Source organism: Novosphingobium sp. FSW06-99 (assembly GCF_001519065.1).
Classification (GTDB): Bacteria; Pseudomonadota; Alphaproteobacteria; order Sphingomonadales; family Sphingomonadaceae; genus Novosphingobium.
In genome coordinates this window covers 265,914-282,160 of record NZ_KQ954255.1, presented here as the reverse complement: position 1 = coordinate 282,160, position 16,247 = coordinate 265,914, and the positions used below count along the sequence as shown (strand labels likewise).

Annotated in this window: 16 protein-coding genes; 10 read left to right on the top strand and 6 right to left on the bottom strand. The window is 63.9% G+C overall.

Features of this window, described 5'->3' with window-relative positions; translation table 11 throughout:
- Window positions 1–49: 49 nt before the first annotated feature.
- Window positions 50–1,219, bottom strand: coding sequence for a 4-hydroxybenzoate 3-monooxygenase (gene pobA / locus AQZ49_RS10125; protein ID WP_067615164.1), 1,170 nt, complete (start codon window positions 1,217–1,219; stop codon window positions 50–52).
- 115 nt (window positions 1,220–1,334) lie between these two features.
- Here pobA and AQZ49_RS10120 point away from each other — a divergent pair, with 115 nt between their 5' ends.
- The 5 genes from AQZ49_RS10120 (at window position 1,335) to accC (ending at window position 4,978) form a co-directional block, all read left to right on the top strand.
- Window positions 1,335–2,174 carry a helix-turn-helix domain-containing protein gene (locus tag AQZ49_RS10120; protein WP_067615163.1) on the top strand — a complete coding sequence of 280 codons (840 nt, stop codon included), beginning with the start codon at window positions 1,335–1,337 and terminating at the stop codon, window positions 2,172–2,174.
- Between the two features lie 36 nt (window positions 2,175–2,210).
- On the top strand, window positions 2,211–2,534 hold the full coding sequence (locus tag AQZ49_RS10115) for a hypothetical protein (RefSeq protein ID WP_067615162.1): 324 nt from the start codon (window positions 2,211–2,213) through the stop codon (window positions 2,532–2,534).
- A gap of 61 nt (window positions 2,535–2,595) precedes the next feature.
- On the top strand, window positions 2,596–3,030 hold the full coding sequence (gene aroQ / locus AQZ49_RS10110) for a type II 3-dehydroquinate dehydratase (RefSeq protein ID WP_067615161.1): 435 nt from the start codon (window positions 2,596–2,598) through the stop codon (window positions 3,028–3,030).
- A 110-nt stretch (window positions 3,031–3,140) separates the two neighbouring features.
- Entirely contained in the window at window positions 3,141–3,614 is a 474-nt protein-coding gene (gene accB / locus AQZ49_RS10105; RefSeq protein ID WP_067615160.1) for an acetyl-CoA carboxylase biotin carboxyl carrier protein, read from the top strand.
- A gap of 14 nt (window positions 3,615–3,628) precedes the next feature.
- A complete protein-coding gene (accC, locus tag AQZ49_RS10100; RefSeq protein WP_067615159.1) occupies window positions 3,629–4,978 on the top strand; it encodes an acetyl-CoA carboxylase biotin carboxylase subunit in 1,350 nt (449 codons plus the stop codon).
- Window positions 4,979–5,009: 31 nt separating this feature from the next.
- Here the strand turns inward: accC and acpA are convergent, their stop codons facing one another.
- The 4 genes from acpA to rsmI all read right to left on the bottom strand — a co-directional run bounded on the left by acpA (window position 5,010) and on the right by rsmI (window position 8,916).
- Window positions 5,010–6,674, bottom strand: a complete 1,665-nt coding sequence (gene acpA / locus AQZ49_RS10095) for an acid phosphatase (protein WP_067615158.1) — start codon at window positions 6,672–6,674, stop codon at window positions 5,010–5,012.
- The gene (gshB, locus tag AQZ49_RS10090) at window positions 6,671–7,642 is read right to left on the bottom strand and encodes a glutathione synthase (RefSeq protein ID WP_067615157.1); all 972 of its coding nucleotides are present in this window, start codon (window positions 7,640–7,642) and stop codon (window positions 6,671–6,673) included. Before gshB ends, acpA begins: the two co-directional genes overlap by 4 nt.
- 66 nt (window positions 7,643–7,708) lie before the next feature.
- Entirely contained in the window at window positions 7,709–8,071 is a 363-nt protein-coding gene (locus AQZ49_RS10085; RefSeq protein ID WP_067615156.1) for a YraN family protein, read from the bottom strand.
- Complete coding sequence (gene rsmI / locus AQZ49_RS10080; protein ID WP_231739171.1) at window positions 8,068–8,916, bottom strand: 16S rRNA (cytidine(1402)-2'-O)-methyltransferase; 849 nt, start codon at window positions 8,914–8,916, stop codon at window positions 8,068–8,070. The genes AQZ49_RS10085 and rsmI overlap by 4 nt, the downstream gene beginning before the upstream one ends.
- A 54-nt stretch (window positions 8,917–8,970) precedes the next feature.
- On the opposite strand from rsmI, the gene AQZ49_RS10075 reads away from it, so the two are divergent.
- Together AQZ49_RS10075 and parE are read left to right on the top strand one after the other, a co-directional pair.
- Window positions 8,971–10,140, top strand: a complete 1,170-nt coding sequence (locus AQZ49_RS10075) for a penicillin-binding protein activator (RefSeq protein WP_231739170.1) — start codon at window positions 8,971–8,973, stop codon at window positions 10,138–10,140.
- 62 nt (window positions 10,141–10,202) lie between these two features.
- Entirely contained in the window at window positions 10,203–12,215 is a 2,013-nt protein-coding gene (gene parE / locus AQZ49_RS10070) for a DNA topoisomerase IV subunit B (RefSeq protein ID WP_067615154.1), read from the top strand.
- Window positions 12,216–12,684: 469 nt separating this feature from the next.
- On the opposite strand, the gene AQZ49_RS10065 is transcribed toward parE, so the two are convergent.
- The gene (locus AQZ49_RS10065) at window positions 12,685–13,656 is read right to left on the bottom strand and encodes a hypothetical protein (protein ID WP_156428238.1); all 972 of its coding nucleotides are present in this window, start codon (window positions 13,654–13,656) and stop codon (window positions 12,685–12,687) included.
- 81 nt (window positions 13,657–13,737) lie between these two features.
- Between AQZ49_RS10065 and AQZ49_RS10060 the strand changes: the two genes are divergently transcribed.
- Genes AQZ49_RS10060 through AQZ49_RS10050 form a run of 3 tightly spaced genes read left to right on the top strand, consistent with a single transcriptional unit; the run spans window position 13,738 to window position 16,223 of the window.
- Window positions 13,738–14,580, top strand: coding sequence for an AAA family ATPase (locus AQZ49_RS10060; RefSeq protein WP_067615152.1), 843 nt, complete (start codon window positions 13,738–13,740; stop codon window positions 14,578–14,580).
- Between the two features lie 28 nt (window positions 14,581–14,608).
- Complete coding sequence (locus tag AQZ49_RS10055; protein ID WP_067615151.1) at window positions 14,609–15,037, top strand: GFA family protein; 429 nt, start codon at window positions 14,609–14,611, stop codon at window positions 15,035–15,037.
- A 4-nt stretch (window positions 15,038–15,041) separates the two neighbouring features.
- Entirely contained in the window at window positions 15,042–16,223 is a 1,182-nt protein-coding gene (locus AQZ49_RS10050) for a vWA domain-containing protein (RefSeq protein WP_067615150.1), read from the top strand.
- Window positions 16,224–16,247 lie beyond the last annotated feature (24 nt).

Genomic DNA, 16,247 nt, shown 5'->3' with positions numbered 1-16,247 from the left:
AAGGCAATATTTCGATCCAACGTCAATTAATAATTATAGATGGTTAGATTTATACCGGTAACCCCACGTAGTTTTCCGCGATCGCCCGCTGCGCCGCCTCGCTCGACGCGATGTAATCGAGTTCTGCGACTTGCATGCGGCGTTCGAACGGGCCGTCTTCGGGAAAGCGGTGCATCAGCTTGGTCAGCGACCAACTGAACCGTTCGCTTTTCCACACGCGCGCCAATGCCTTGCCGGAATAGCCCGCCACCGCATCGCCATCGCCGTGGCGAAACAGCGCGATCAGCGCCTGCGCCGCATAGTGCACGTCGCTGGCGGCCAGATTGAGCCCCTTGGCGCCGGTCGGCGGCACGATATGCGCCGCATCGCCGCACAGCAGCAGGCTGCCGTGGCGCATCGGTTCGAACACGAAACTGCGCAACGGGGCGATCGATTTCTCGATCGCCGGCCCGCGCGTGATATGCGCCGCCGCATCGGGGCCCAGCCGCACCGCCAGTTCGTCCCAGATGCGATCGTCAGGCCAGTCCTCGATGCGTTCGGTCAACGGCACATCGATATAGTACCGGCTGCGCGTCGCACTGCGCATCGAGGCGAGCGCAAAGCCGCGTTCGTGGTTGGCATAGATCAGTTCGTGATTGCATGGCGGCACATCGGCCAGAATGCCAAGCCAGCCGAACGGATAGACGCGTTCAAAGCCGCGCCCGACCTGTTCGGGAATGGCGCGGCGGCTGGGGCCATGGAATCCATCGCACCCGACGACAATCCGCGCATCGACGCGCCGCGCCTGCCCGTCGCAGGTATACGTCACATAAGGCGCATCCCCGTCGATTTCGTGGAGCGCGACATCGCTCACCTGATAGATCACCTCCAGGGCGCGCGCAGGCGCGGCCTCCATCAGATCGCGGGTCAGCTCGGTCTGGCCATAGACCATCACGCTCTGGCCGGTCAGCCCGGCCACATCGATGCGGATCAGGCGTTCGCCATCGGCCAGGTTGAACCCGCCATGCGGCAACCCTTCCGCTTTCATCCGCGCATCGAGGCCCAGCCGTTCCATCAGGCCGACGGTGACTTGTTCCAGCACGCCCGCACGGATGCGCGACAGCACATGATCGCCGCTTTGGCGTTCCAGCACGATGCAATCCACGCCCTCGGCGCGCAACAGATGGCCCAGCAACAATCCGGCGGGCCCGCCGCCGATGATGGCGACCTGGGTTTTCACAGGCATTTCTCCCCATTGCATCCCGGCTTGCCGGTCAACCCCGACTATTGACGGCAGGCCCAGCTTCGTGAAGGGATGGTGCGGTCAGATCGCTGGTACTTTCCGGACAAAATGCATGATCCCTGCCGCCATCCCGACGTTCGCGCTCTATGGCGAGGATGACTGGCAAAACCCGGTCGGGTTCGGTCATATCGAAACGATCGCCTCGCGCAGTGTCTTGCACGATTGGGCCATCGCCCCGCATCGCCATGATCGCGCGGTGCAACTGTTGCTGGTGCACGAGGGGCCTGCCGAGGTGACGCTCGACGGCGCGCTGTTCGCGCTGACCGGCCCGGCGTTCCTGATCGTGCCGACCGGCGTGGTCCACGGGTTCCGGTTCGCGCCACACACGCGCGGCCATGTGCTGACGCTCAGCCAGGAATTCGTGCGCCGCGCGCAAGGCCCGACCGACGCGCTTGGCGCGCTGTTGACGCGCGGCGGGCATGGCCGGTTGCAAGGCGCCGCTGCGGCTCGCACGGCGCGGCTGGCCGATGAACTGCTGGGGCTGGGTGATGCGGGCATCGTCGGCAATGCGCTGTTCGATGCGCTGGCCGAAGCGCTGGTGCGCGCACTGATCGCCGATGATCCCGTCGATGATGGCCCCGGCGACCGGCGACTGGCAGTGTTTCGCCACATGGTCGAAACCCATCTGGCCGAGCATCGCCCGCTGACGTTCTATGCGCGATCGATCGGCACCACCGTACGCACGCTGACCCGGCTGACCCAACGCCATCTCGGCCACAGCCCGCAGACGCTGATCAACCGGCGCCTGGCGCTCGAAGCACAACGCCTGCTGCGCTATACCGGCATCAGCGCCAGTGCGGTGGCGGCCGAACTGGGGTTTGCCGATCCGTCCTATTTCTCGCGATTCTATCTGCGCATGACAGGCAAGCGGCCACAGGAGGAACGCGCATGATGGTGAAGATTGGGTAATCTTTTGGCGCTATGGTCCATGGCGATGGTTCCCCACCGCGCCTTTTGCCTGATGCTTGCCCCTGCCGCACTGCTGGCCGGATGTTCGGGGGCGTCGACGTCCGAACAGGCCGACATGCAGCAAAAGCTGGTGGCCGCCGAAGCGCGCGCCACCGCGGCCGAAAAGCGCGCGCGCGATGCCGAAACCCGCGCGCAACTCCATGCGCAAGAGCCCGCACCGCATGCCGAGGCCGCCGACAAGCCCGAGTTTGACGATGGCGCCAACGATTTCGGCAAACCGGTCTCCGACACCGCACCGATCGAGCCGGTTCCGGTGGTGAACACCGAGCCGCAACAGCAATAAGTTGCGCTTTGGGGCCTGGCGGCTATCACGCGGGCAGAAACGCCAACCGGATTGCTGCGCCATGACCCAGGTCATCTATGTTCTCAACGGTCCCAATCTCAACCTGCTGGGATTGCGCGAGCCCGATATCTATGGCCACGACACGCTCGACGATATTGCCGGGCGGCTGGAAGACCGCGCGCAGGAACTGGGCCTGGAAATCGACATGCGCCAGTCGAACCACGAAGGCCATCTGGTCGACTGGCTGCACGAGGCACAGGCCGAAGGCGCGCGCGCGGTACTGCTGAACGCCGGGGCGTTTACCCACACCAGCGTTGCCCTGCACGACGCGATCAAGGCGATCCGCATTCCGGTGATCGAAGTGCACTTGTCAAACCCGCACCGGCGCGAGGAATTCCGCCACAAATCCTATGTCGGCATGGCCGCGCTGGGCACCATTGCGGGGTTTGGCGCAAACAGCTATCTGCTCGCGCTGGAGGCGGTCGCACAGCTTTAATCCGGGGAATCGCGTAACGGCTTTGCGACAAGCCTCTTGCCAGCCGGGCCCGTCGCGGGCATGGCGCGGCGCTACGCAACGCATTCATCCCACCGCGAGGACAACGACAAATGGCGCAAGACCGCGGCGCGAACACCGAAACGATGGCCATCGACAGCGCACTCGTGCGCGAACTGGCCGAATTGCTGACCGAGACCGGGCTTACCGAAATCGAAGTCGAAGATGGCACACGCAAGATCCGCGTGGCCCGCACGCTGACCGCTGCCCCGGCTGCCGTGGCCGCGCCCGCGCCAGTCGCCGCTGCCCCGATCGCGGCGGCAGCGCCGGCCCCGACCCCGGCTGAAACGCATACCAACGCCGTGCGTTCGCCGATGGTCGGCACCGCCTATCTGACCCCCGAACCGGGCGCGCCGCACTTCATCGCGGTGGGCCAGACGGTGAAGGCGGGGCAGACCTTGCTGATTATCGAAGCGATGAAAGTCATGAACACGATCACCGCCCCGGCATCAGGCACGGTGAGCGCGATTCTGGTCGAAAATGCCCAGCCGGTCGAATTTGACCAGCCGCTGGTCGTGATCGCCTGACGGGACACGCACAGATGGCCATCACCCGGTTGCTGATCGCCAATCGTGGCGAGATCGCGTTGCGCATCCATCGCGCCGCGCGCGAAATGGGTATCGAAACAGTCGCGGTGCATTCCACCGCCGATGCCGATGCGATGCATGTGCGGCTGGCCGACCATGCGGTGTGCATCGGGCCGCCCGCTGCCAAGGACAGCTATCTCAACATCGCGGCGATCATTTCGGCGGCGGAAATCACCCATGCCGATGCGATCCACCCCGGCTATGGGTTCCTGTCGGAAAACGCCAAGTTCGCCGAAATCGTCGAAGCCCATGGCATCACCTGGATCGGGCCAAAACCCGAACATATTCGCACCATGGGCGACAAGGTAGAGGCCAAGCGCACCGCGGGCAAGCTGGGCCTGCCGCTGGTGCCGGGCTCTGACGGGGCAATCGACGATCCGGTCGAGGCGGCCAGGATCGCCGAAGAGATCGGCTATCCGGTGATCATCAAGGCGGCCTCAGGCGGCGGCGGGCGCGGCATGAAAGTGTGCAACGGTCCCGACGAGCTGGAAACGCTGATGCAGCAGGCCGGCAGCGAGGCCAAGGCCGCGTTCGGCGATGCCACCGTCTATCTCGAAAAATACCTCGGCAACCCGCGCCACATCGAATTTCAGGTGTTCGGCGACGGCAATGGCAAGGCGATCCATCTGGGCGAACGCGACTGTTCGCTGCAACGCCGCCACCAGAAAGTGCTGGAAGAAGCGCCCAGCCCGGTGATTTCGGCCGCAGAGCGCGACCGCATGGGCGGCATCGTCGCCAAGGCGATGGCCGACATGGGCTATCGCGGTGCCGGCACGATCGAATTCCTGTGGGAAAACGGCGCGTTCTATTTCATCGAAATGAACACCCGTCTGCAAGTCGAACATCCGGTGACCGAAGCGATCACCGGGGTCGATCTGGTGCGCGAACAGATCCGCATTGCCGATGGCCGCGAACTGTCGGTCACGCAGGATGAAATCGTGTTTTCCGGCCACGCCATCGAGTGCCGCATCAACGCCGAAGACCCGTTCACGTTTGCCCCCTCGCCCGGCCTGGTCACGGCCTATCACGCGGCGGGCGGCATGCATGTGCGCGTCGATTCGGGGCTCTATGCCGGATATCGCATCCCGCCCTATTACGATTCGATGATTGCCAAGCTGATCGTCTATGGCCGCACCCGCGAAGGCTGCATCATGCGGCTGAAGCGCGCCTTGCAGGAAATGGTGATCGAAGGGGTCAAGACCTCGATCCCGCTGCACCAGCGCCTGATCGAAGACCCGGCGTTCATCGACGGCGACTATTCGATCAAATATCTCGAACAGTGGCTGGCCGAATCCGCTGAATAATCTGATCCTCCCCGCTTCGGGGAGGATCAGATCACGCCAGATCGAGCGCGTCGGTCAGGTCGCCCGGCGGCGGGCCGCCCGCTTCCACCATCGCGCGGTCGCGCAACGCCAGCCCGTCGAGCGTTTCCAGCCCGAACCGGCGCGTGATCAGGCGCAGCACCGATCCGGTGTCATACGTCGTGTGGTCGACATGGCCCTTTTTGGCGTGCGGGCTGATCACCAGCGCGGGGATGCGTGTGCCGGGGCCCCAGCGGTCGCCCTTTGGCGGGGCGACATGGTCCCACCAGCCGCCGTTTTCATCGAACGTGATGACGATCGCCATGCGGTCCCACTGCGGGCTGGCGCGCAAGGCATCGACCACCGCGGCAATGTGGCGGTCGCCCGAATCGACGTCGGAATAGCCGGCATGCATGTTGAGATTGCCCTGCGGCTTGTAGAACGTGACGGGGGGCAGCTTGCCCGCTTCGGCATCGGCCAGCAGGCGGTTGGTGCGGGCGGTGTCGCCCATCCCGCTATCGCGCAGATGATGGTCGCGCGCCGCCGTGCCTGGGGCAAGCGCGGCGAAATAGTTGAACGGCTGATGATGGAACTGGAAATTGGGCGACGGCGGATATTGCCCGTCGCCTTTTGCGCCGGCCAGCGCGATGGCCCAGCCACCGGCATACCACGCCCATTCCACCCCGGCCTTGTCGAGCTTGCTGCCGATGGTGTCGTGGCTTTGCGGCACCAGAATGATCGGCCGCGTGGCATCGGCATAGCCGGGCCGCGCCGGATCGGCCCAGGGCGAAGGCAGATAAGGCGGCAGCATCGTGTTGACCGCATGAAATTCGGGATAGCCGGGCGCAGGCGGCGCGATCTGGCTCTTGACGAAAATCGCCGGGCCGTCGAGCGCGCTGGCCTTGCATTCCGCGGCACGTTTCAGGCGAATGCCACCGGGGCCGTCCTCAAGCTGCGCCACCAGATCCTTGGCGATGCTGGTATCGGCATGGGGATAGAGCGGTGGCTGCGCGGCGATCAGGTACTGGTGGTTGAGGAACGAACCGCCGAACGCGCCCATGAAGAACCGGTCGCACAGCGTGAATTCGCGCGCCAGTTGCCACAGCCGCAGATCGCGCCGCGCCTGCGCATAGTGCCCCATCACCAGCGCGCCGCTGTCGCCCCAGGCGACAAAGCCATCGTTGCGCCCGCCGTTGATCTGCAACTGGTTTTCATAAAACTGGTGCACCAGATCGCGCGTGACCAGCCCGGTCGGCAGCGGATCCCCAGCCGGCGTCGTTAGCGCAAACGGTCCGTTAGCAATCTGCGGCAGGTCATCCTGCCCGATCTTGTGCTTGCGGTGTTCGACCACTTGTTCGACCGGGACCAGCCCTTCCCACACCGGCGGCAGATGCGGCAGCACGCTGCCATCGCGGTCGCGCTGCGCGGCACGGTCCGGCGACACTTTGGCCAGCGGTTCGGCCAGCCCCGGAAAATCGGCAAACAGGCAATTGAAGCTGCGATTTTCGGCATAGATCACCACGATCGTGTCGATCTGGCGTCGCAGCGCCGCGTCCACAGCTTTGTCCCCAGGCTTTTCCACAGCCCGTGCCTGTGCCGTTTCGGCCGCGCCACTCGCCAGCGCCGCGCCCAGCCCCAGCGCCAGCCCGCCCAGAAAATCACGGCGATCGGTCTTCAGGCTGTCGTCGTCGGCACTCATGCGCGGCTTCCTTCACCATGCAACCGCCGCTCGATCGCGTCCCAGATCGCGCCGCCGGTATCGGTTCCGTCAAATTTTTCGATGGCGACGATACCGGTCGGTGATGTCACATTGATTTCAGTCAGCCATTTGCCGCCGATCACGTCGATGCCGACAAACACCAGCCCGCGCGCCTTCAGTTCGGGGCCCAGGGCGGCGCAGATTTCCGCCTCGCGCTCGGTCAGGCCGGATTTTTCGGCATAACCGCCGACCGCCAGGTTCGAACGGAACTCGCCCTCGCCCGGCTTGCGGTTGATCGCGCCCAGCACGTCGCCATCGACCAGTACGATGCGTTTGTCGCCTTCGGCCACTTCGGGCAGGAACGTCTGCACCATATAGGGTTCGGGCCAGACCAGCCCGAACAGTTCGGACAGCGCCGACAGGTTGCCGCCATCGGCGTCGATCTTGAACACCGCCTTGCCGCCATTGCCGTGCAGCGGCTTGACCACCACCGCGCCACCGCCGTGGTCGCGCTGAAATGCGCGCACATCGGCGGCCGAACGCGTGATCAGCGTCGGCGGCATGAACCGCGCATAGTCGAGCACATAGACCTTTTCGGGCGCATTGCGCACCGAACGCGGGTCGTTGACGACCAGCGTTTCACCCTCCAGCCGTTCGAGCAGATGGGTCGCGGTGATATAGCCCAGATCGAACGGCGGGTCCTGCCGCATCAGCACCACATCGACATCGCGGCCAAGATCGATCTTGCGCATTTCGCCCAGCGTATAGTGATCGCCCGCCACGCGCTGCACGCTGACCGGCGCGGCATCGGCGGTGACGCGCCCGGCCTGCCAGGCCAGCGAGCGCACGTCGTAATACCATAGCTCGTGCCCGCGCGCCTGCGCCGACAGCATCAGGTGAAAAGTCGAATCCCCGGCGATGTTGATCGAGGCCAGAGGGTCCATCTGGACCGCGACGCGTACCGGCATGCCAATATGTTCCCGTGCGTTAGGCGTGACACAAAAAATCACGCGACACCAACGTCTCCAACCTGTTCAGGGCTGCCAGACATGGACGATGTGGCGCGGCCAGTGCCATGGCGCAAGCAATATCACATCGATCCGCACCGTGTCTTCGGCCCGCGCCAGACGCGGGATCAGCGCCTGTGCCGCATGCGCCACGCGTTGCAGGCGGCGTTCGTCGATCGCTTCGGCAAAGGCTGTGACATTGCGCCGCCATTTCACTTCGACAAAGGCCAGCACCCGCCCGCGCCGCGCCACCAGATCGACCTCGCCCACCCCGCGCCCGTGACCGATCCGTTGCCGCCGCGCAACAATGCGCCAGCCCTTGGCCATCAGATAGAGCGCGGCCAGCGTTTCGCCGCGGCGCCCGTCGCGATCGGCGCGGCGCCGGTTCACGGTGCCTCGGCCTGCAATTCCAGCGCCCGGCGATAGAGCGCGTGGCGATCGACCCCCAGCGCGCGCGCCACATCCTTGGTCGCCTGCGACATCGGCAGGCGTTCGAGCGCCGCGCGCAAGGCCGCGTCGATTGCTTCGGCATCAGGCGCCACCGGCGCCACTGGCGGCCCCGCCAGCACGACGATCTCGCCACGCGGAGGATGTTCGCGATAATGCGCGGCCAGTTCCGCCGCGCTGCCCCGGCGGCATTCCTCGAACATCTTGGTCAGTTCGCGCGCGACCGCAATTTCGCGCCCCGGCAGGATCGTCGCCATCGCGTCGAGCGTATCAGCCAGGCGCGGCCCGGTGTCATAGAATACCAGCGTGGCCGGCACCGCGCCCAGTTCGCGCAGCATATCGCCGCGCGCCTTGTCCTTGCCGGGCAGAAACCCGCCGAACAGGAACCGGTCGGTCGGCAATCCCGCCAGCGTCAGCGCGGTGATCAGCGCGCTGGGGCCCGGCAGGCTGGTTACCGCGATGCCTTCCGCCTGGGCCGCGCGCACCAGGCGATAGCCGGGGTCGGAAATCAGCGGCGTGCCCGCATCCGAGACCAGCGCCACCGGCTCTGCCCGCATCAGCGCGATCAACCCGTCGCGCGCGGCCACATCGGCGTGATCGTCATAGCGGCGCAGCGGCTTTTTCAACCCCAGATGCGCCATCAGCTTGCCGGTGACGCGGGTGTCTTCACACGCTATGACCGTTACGGCACCAAGCACGTCGATCGCGCGCCGGGTCATGTCGCCAAGATTGCCAATCGGCGTGGCGACAATATAGAGGCCGGGTGCGAGCACGAGCGGTTCGGGCATTGGGGTTTCCATCGGTCCACCCATGGACCGATGCAGGGGAAAGAGGCAAGGCGCATGATAAGCAAGCACACGCGCGGCACAATGATGCGGCGTGCGATGGGTATGGGTATCATGGCGTTGCTGTCGGCCTGTGCGGTGGTGCCAAAGCCCGCGCCGGTCGCCCCGGTGCAGAAACCGGTCGAAGCCGCGCCGATGGCCAATGTCCTGCCCAGCGATGGCGATCGTCACCGCGTCGCGCTGCTGGTGCCGATGACCGGCAGCAATGCCACGGTGGGCCAGGCGATTGCCAATGCCACCACCAAGGCGCTGCTTGACACCAATGCGCAGAACCTGCGGATCACAACGTATGACACCGCCAATGGCGCGGGTCCCGCCGCAGCGCGGGCGATCGCCGACGGCAACAAGCTGATCCTGGGCCCGCTCAATGCCGAAGACGTGACCGCCGTGGTCAGCGTGGCGCGGCCCGCCCATGTGCCGATGATCACCTTTTCCAACGATGCCGATGTCGCCGCGCGCGATGTCTTCGTGTTTGGCGAAGTGCCGGGGCAATCGGTGGCCCGCGTGATCGCTTATGCCCGCGCGCATGGCGTTACCGCGATCGGCGCGATCATCCCCACCGGTACTTATGGCCAGCGCGTTGCATCGGGGCTGGCTGCAGCGGCGCGTGCCAATTCGGTGCGGGTGACCGACGTCGAACTCTATGAACGCACCAACACCTCTGCGGGCAGCGCGATCCGCCGGGTCAAGGCCAAAGGCCAGGTCGATGCCATCCTGATCGCCGACAATGCGCGCATCGCGACGTATGCCGCGCCGTTTGCCAATGGCGTGCGCCTGCTGGGCACCGAACTGTGGGCAGGCGATCCCGCCATCGCCAAAAGCAAGGCGCTCGATGGCGCATGGTTTGCCACCGTGTCCGATACCCGGTTCGGCCTGTTCGAACGATCCTACCGGTCGCGGTTCGGGTCCAGCCCACCGCCGATCGCCACGCTGGGCTATGACGCGGTGCTGCTGACGCTCAATGTCGCACGCGGGTGGAAGGATGCCGCGCTGTTCCCCACCGCCAAGCTCTATGATCCGCAAGGCTTCATCGGCATCGACGGAGTGTTCCGCTTCAACGAATTCGGCATTGCCGAACGCGCCCTGGAAGTGCGCGAGGTGCACGGCGGCACTTTCGTCAAGGTCAGCGCCGCACCCGAACATTTCCAGCAGCCCTATCATCAATAAGGCCGGGATAAGCGTGCGCACTGCCTTGCGCGCGATTCGGTCGATCCGCTATGGCACCTGCCATGGCCGATGACCTGTTTGCAAAGCTGCCCGCCCCGTCGTCAGCGGACAGCTATGATGGTTCCGCGATCGAAGTGCTCGAAGGGCTGGAGCCGGTGCGCCGGCGCCCCGGCATGTATATCGGCGGCACCGACGAACGCGCGCTGCACCATCTGGTGGCCGAAGTGCTCGACAACGCGATGGACGAAGCCGTTGCGGGCCATGCCAACCGTATCGAAATCACCATCGAAGAAGCCCCCGGCAGCGCCGGCCGGGTGACCATCAGCGACAACGGGCGCGGTATCCCGGTCGACGAGCATCCCAAATATCCGGGCAAGTCCGCGCTCGAAGTGATCATGACCACGCTCCATTCGGGCGGCAAGTTTTCGGGCAAAGCCTATGCCACCAGCGGCGGCCTGCATGGCGTCGGGATTTCGGTGGTCAACGCGCTGTCGACGCTCACGCGCGTCGAAGTGGCGCGCAACAAGGAATTGTATGCGCAGGAGTTTTCCTGCGGTCACGCCAAAGGCCCGCTCGAACGCATCGGCAATGCCCCCAACCGGCGCGGCACCACCGTCATGTTCGAACCCGACGCCACGATCTTCGGGCCCGACGCGCGGTTCAAGCCGGCGCGGCTGTTCCGGCTGGCGCGATCAAAGGCCTATCTGTTCGCCGGGGTCGAAATCCGCTGGAAATGTGCGCCTGCGCTTGCCAGCGACGATGTTCCCGCCGAGGCGACATTCCAGTTTCCCGGCGGTCTGGCCGATCACCTGGCCGAACAAGTGGCGGGGCGCGAATGCGTGACCACCATTCCCTTTGCCGGGCGGCAGGATTTTCCGGCGGGCCCGGATGGCGAGGAAATGGGCCGCGTCGAATGGGCGATCGCCTGGCCGCTGTGGTCTGACGGCGCCTACAGCTATTACTGCAACACCATTCCCACCCCCGATGGCGGCACCCATGAACAAGGGCTGCGCGCCGCGCTGACGCGGGGCATTCGCGCCTTTGGCGATCTGATCGGCCAGAAAAAGGCCAAGGACATCGCGCCCGAAGACATGATTACCGGCAGCGAGATCATGCTGTCGGTGTTCGTGCGCGACCCCCAGTTCCAGAGCCAGACCAAGGACCGGCTGACCAGTCCCGAAGCGGCGCGCATGGTCGAGGCCGCCGTGCGCGACCATTTCGACCATTTCCTGACCGACAACATGGATCGCGGGCGCGCACTGCTGGGCGCGGTGATGGAACGCATGGACGAACGTTTGCGCCGCAAGGCCGAACGCGAGATCAAGCGCAAGACCGCCACCAATTCGCGCAAGCTGCGCCTGCCGGGCAAGCTGACCGACTGTTCGGGCGAAGGCGATGGCGAAACCGAACTGTTCATCGTCGAAGGCGACAGCGCCGGGGGCAGCGCCAAACAGGCGCGCGACCGCAAGACGCAGGCGATCCTGCCCATTCGCGGCAAGATCCTGAACGTGGCCTCGGCCACCAACGACAAGATCCGCGCCAACCAGGAAATCGCCGATCTGTCGCTGGCGCTGGGCTGCGGCACGCGCAAGGACTGCAACGCCGACGCCCTGCGCTATGACCGCGTGATCATCATGACCGACGCCGATGTTGACGGCGCACATATCGCCACGCTGCTGATGACATTCTTTTTCCAGGAAATGCCTGACCTGGTCCGCCGGGGACATCTCTATCTGGCACAACCGCCGCTCTATCGCCTGACCGCGGGCACCACCAATGCCTATGCGCGCGACGACGCCCACCGCGCCGAACTGGAAGCCACGGTGTTCAAGGGCAGGAAAGTCGACGTCGGACGGTTCAAGGGCCTGGGCGAAATGAACCCGGCACAATTGCGCGAAACCACCATGTCACCGGCGACACGGTCGCTGCTGCGCGTCACATTGCCCGACACGCACGAGCAGCGCCATGTGATCAAGGATCTGGTTGACCGCCTGATGGGCCGCAACCCCGAACACCGCTTCATGTTCATCCAGAACCGCGCGGGCGACATCGACCCGGATCTGATCGACGCCTGATCGGCGCAAAACCGACGATTTCCGTCGCTCCGGGCTTGCCCCCTACGCCATGCGCCCACCTTGGTTCGACATGCGATTTGCCCGACGCGCAGGTCCAAGCGGCGGCAGATAATATAAATTAACACACTGATATTAATATAATTTCGCTCATCCTGAGCCTGTCGAAGGAAGCGCACCGACGTTTGCCCTGGGCCCACCAATACGCCCTTCAGGCAGCCGCCGCGCGCACTCTTCGACGAAGCTCAGGGTGAACGGATCTTTCTGAGACCATTGCTTTAAATCAGAATAGATGCACATGTGTGAATGACGTACGAGCTTTATCCAGACAAAGATTCCTGTTTCCGCAATCGATCAGAAAGAAGTTTGATCCGGAGTCAAGTCCAGGAAGACAAAGTGGGCGTGAGTAAGCCCGCCCGATCAGAGCGCATCCGATTGGTTGGCCAATTGCTCTGCCACGCTGTGTGGTAAATCACGGGGATTCGCCAGTTTTCGGTGTGTCATCTTCTTCTTTTCCGACGTTGAAATCGGTGTGGAATACAACCTCAGCGCCAATCAAATATTCGGTACCCTTCTTTGGTGGCCATATTAGATATTGCCAGGCCGCTTCGCGCATGACGCGCGCGAACCCAGAACCACGCGGAGATTCAGCCAGCTCATGACAATCCTCAACGTGATGCTGGTCAATCGCGCGGCAGACAACTTCCCCCCATCCCGTGATGCCGCGTTGTTCTGGCCGCATATAGCTTTCGTAGACCGACCTTGGCGGCTTGCGGTACCAGTGCGCTCGGTAATAGCCACGATCGTCCGGTCCATCGCCAAAGCTATGGCCACCACCGCCCGATGCCTGCGCATTGCCAGGCGCAACACCAGAATGGATCTTAGCGATATCGGAATTGGCCATTTCCAGATGGTCGGTGTGGATGAAGCCTGGCGGCCATTCGACTTTGTTCGGGTTGTTGACGTCGATGTGCGGCGGCTGCTTCATGGTTGCTGCCGGTGCGGTCTGTTGGGCTGGTTTGGGCGCCTGCGCGGCTTTGGTCGGCTTGGGCTGTTTCTGCTTTTCGACCGGCGGCGGCACCAGCGTCAGCGCGGTCAGGATCGACTGGTTGCCCCGGCCCAGGTCCTGCACCGCCGCCATCGAGATCAGCACCAGCGCCAGCAGGCCGCACACGCCGGCCGACAGCACAGCGGCGACATAGCGAGACTGGCGCGGCGCGCCATAACGGCCCGGCACCTCGTTCCCAAAACCCGGATTTTGGTCAGGTGTGAACAGCGGAGATTCCATCACCCGTAACAACGCTTCAAACCGCAAATCCCATCGATCGGCCCTGCCAATGGGCCGAGGCGGATGCAACCGTTTTGCGGTGCAACCATCACCCTTGCGACGTTTTGCGACAGATGCCCGCATTTTCATGGCAATTGCGGCACGCACGGTCGGCATCGCACCATTGCGCGACCCCCTTGCCGAGATCACACAACCCCGATAGTCTTAATCACTTGGTTAAATGGGCAGGACGGATCGATGCGCTTTGAAGGCACCAGCAACTATGTCGCCACCGATGATTTGAAAGTTGCGGTCAACGCAGCGGTGCTGTTGCGCCGCCCGTTGCTGGTGAAGGGCGAACCGGGCACCGGCAAGACCGTGCTGGCGCACGAAATCGCCAAGGCGGTCGGCGCGCCGCTGATCGAATGGAATGTCAAATCGACCACCAAGGCGCAGCAGGGCCTGTATGAATACGACGCGGTGGCGCGTCTGCGCGATGGCCAGTTGGGCGACGAACGCGTCCACGACATCAAGAACTATATCAAGAAGGGCAAACTGTGGGAGGCGTTCACCGCACCCCAATTGCCCGTGCTGCTGATCGACGAGATCGACAAGGCCGACATCGAGTTTCCCAACGACTTGTTGCAGGAACTCGATCGCATGAGCTTTGACGTCTATGAAACGCAGGAGCGCATCACCGCCGCCGAACGCCCGATCGTGGTGATCACCTCGAACAACGAAAAGGAACTGCCCGATGCATTCCTGCGCCGCTGTTTCTTTCATTATATCAAGTTTCCCGATCGCGACACGATGCAGGCGATCATCGATGTGCACTTCCCCGGCATCCAGCGCACGCTGATCGCCAAGGCGATGGAGGTGTTCTACGAAGTGCGCGATGTGCCGGGTCTGAAGAAAAAGCCCAGCACGTCTGAACTGCTTGACTGGCTGAAACTGCTGCTCAACGAAGATATGCCGCTCGACGTGTTGCAGAACCGCGACCCGACCAAGGCGATCCCGCCGCTGCACGGAGCCTTGCTGAAAAACGAACAGGACATCATGCTGTTCGAACGGCTGGCCTTCATGGCACGGCGCAACGGTTAACGACCGGACGAACCGCGGGAGAACGCAGATGAGCTATACCGGACGCTGTGCCTGCGGCGCGGTCACCTTGCAGATCGCGGCCGGGGCAATTGCCACACGCCAGTGCTGGTGCCGCCAGTGCCAGACGCTGGCCACGGGCAGTGCCGCCACCAACGCCATGTTCCCCGCCGACGCGGTGCACATCGACGGCACGCTGGCGCATTCGACCTGGACCGCGGCCAGCGGCAACACGCTGACCTTCCACTTCTGCCCCGGCTGCGGCAGCCAGGTCTATGCGCAAAGTTCGGCCCGCCCGCATATCCGCACGGTGCGTTTCGGCGTGATCGACCAGCCGCACGATCTGGCCCCGCAGGCGATAATCTGGACCGCCGATGCCCCGCCCTGGGCGGTGTTCGACCCCGCGCTCGACCGGTTCGAACGCCAGCCCCCTCCCCCGCCGCCCCTTGCCCAAGGCTGAGCCCATGTTTTTCAACTTCGTCGACGAATTGCGCGCCGCCGGGATTTCGGCCAGCTTCAAGGAGCACCTGGTGCTGCTCGAAGCGCTCGACAAAGAGGTGATCGATCGCACGCCCGAGGCGTTCTATTACCTGTCGCGCGCGACATTCGTGAAGGACGAGGGCCTGCTCGACCGATTCGACCAGGTGTTCAACAAAGTGTTCAAGGGCCTGCTGACCGATTATGGCCAGCGCCCGGTCGATGTGCCCGAAGACTGGCTGAAAGCGGTGGCCGAAAAGTTCCTCACCGAAGAGGAAATGGCCGCGATCAAGGCGCTGGGGTCGTGGGACGAGATCATGGAGACGCTGAAAAAGCGCCTCGAAGAACAGGAAAAGCGCCACCAGGGCGGCAACAAATGGATCGGCACCGGGGGCACCAGCCCGTTCGGCAATGCGGGCTACAACCCCGAAGGCGTGCGCATCGGCGGCGAGGCCAAGCACGGCAAAGCGATCAAGGTGTGGGAAAAGCGCGAGTTCCAGAATCTGGACAACACGCGCGAACTGGGCACCCGCAACATCAAGATCGCGCTGCGCCGCCTGCGCCGGTTTGCGCGCGAAGGCGCCGCCGACGAGCTTGATCTGGATGCCACGATCGAGGGCACCGCGCGGCAGGGCTGGCTGGATATCCGCATGCGCCCCGAACGGCACAATGCGGTAAAGCTGCTGCTGTTCCTCGATGTCGGCGGATCGATGGACCCGTTCATCAAACTGGTGGAGGAACTGTTCAGCGCGGCAACGGCGGAATTCAAGAACCTGGAATTCTTCTACTTCCACAACTGCCTGTACGAAGGGGTGTGGAAAGACAACCGCCGCCGCTGGTCAGAACGCACCACGACCTGGGACATTCTTCACAAATACGGCCACGATTACAAGGCGATCTTTGTCGGCGATGCGGCAATGAGTCCCTACGAAATCACCCATCCAGGCGGCTCGGTCGAACATTTCAACGAAGAGGCCGGCGCGGTCTGGCTGCACCGCGTGGCGCAGACGTATCCCGCCACGGTCTGGCTGAACCCCGTGCCCGAAAAGCAGTGGACCTATTCGCAATCGACCAAGATGATCAAGGATCTGGTCGGCGGTTCGATGCACCCGCTCACGCTCGACGGGCTCGATGCAGCGATGCGTGAACTGACCCGCAAGAAGGGGTGACCCCCCGCTTGACCTTTTGCGCAC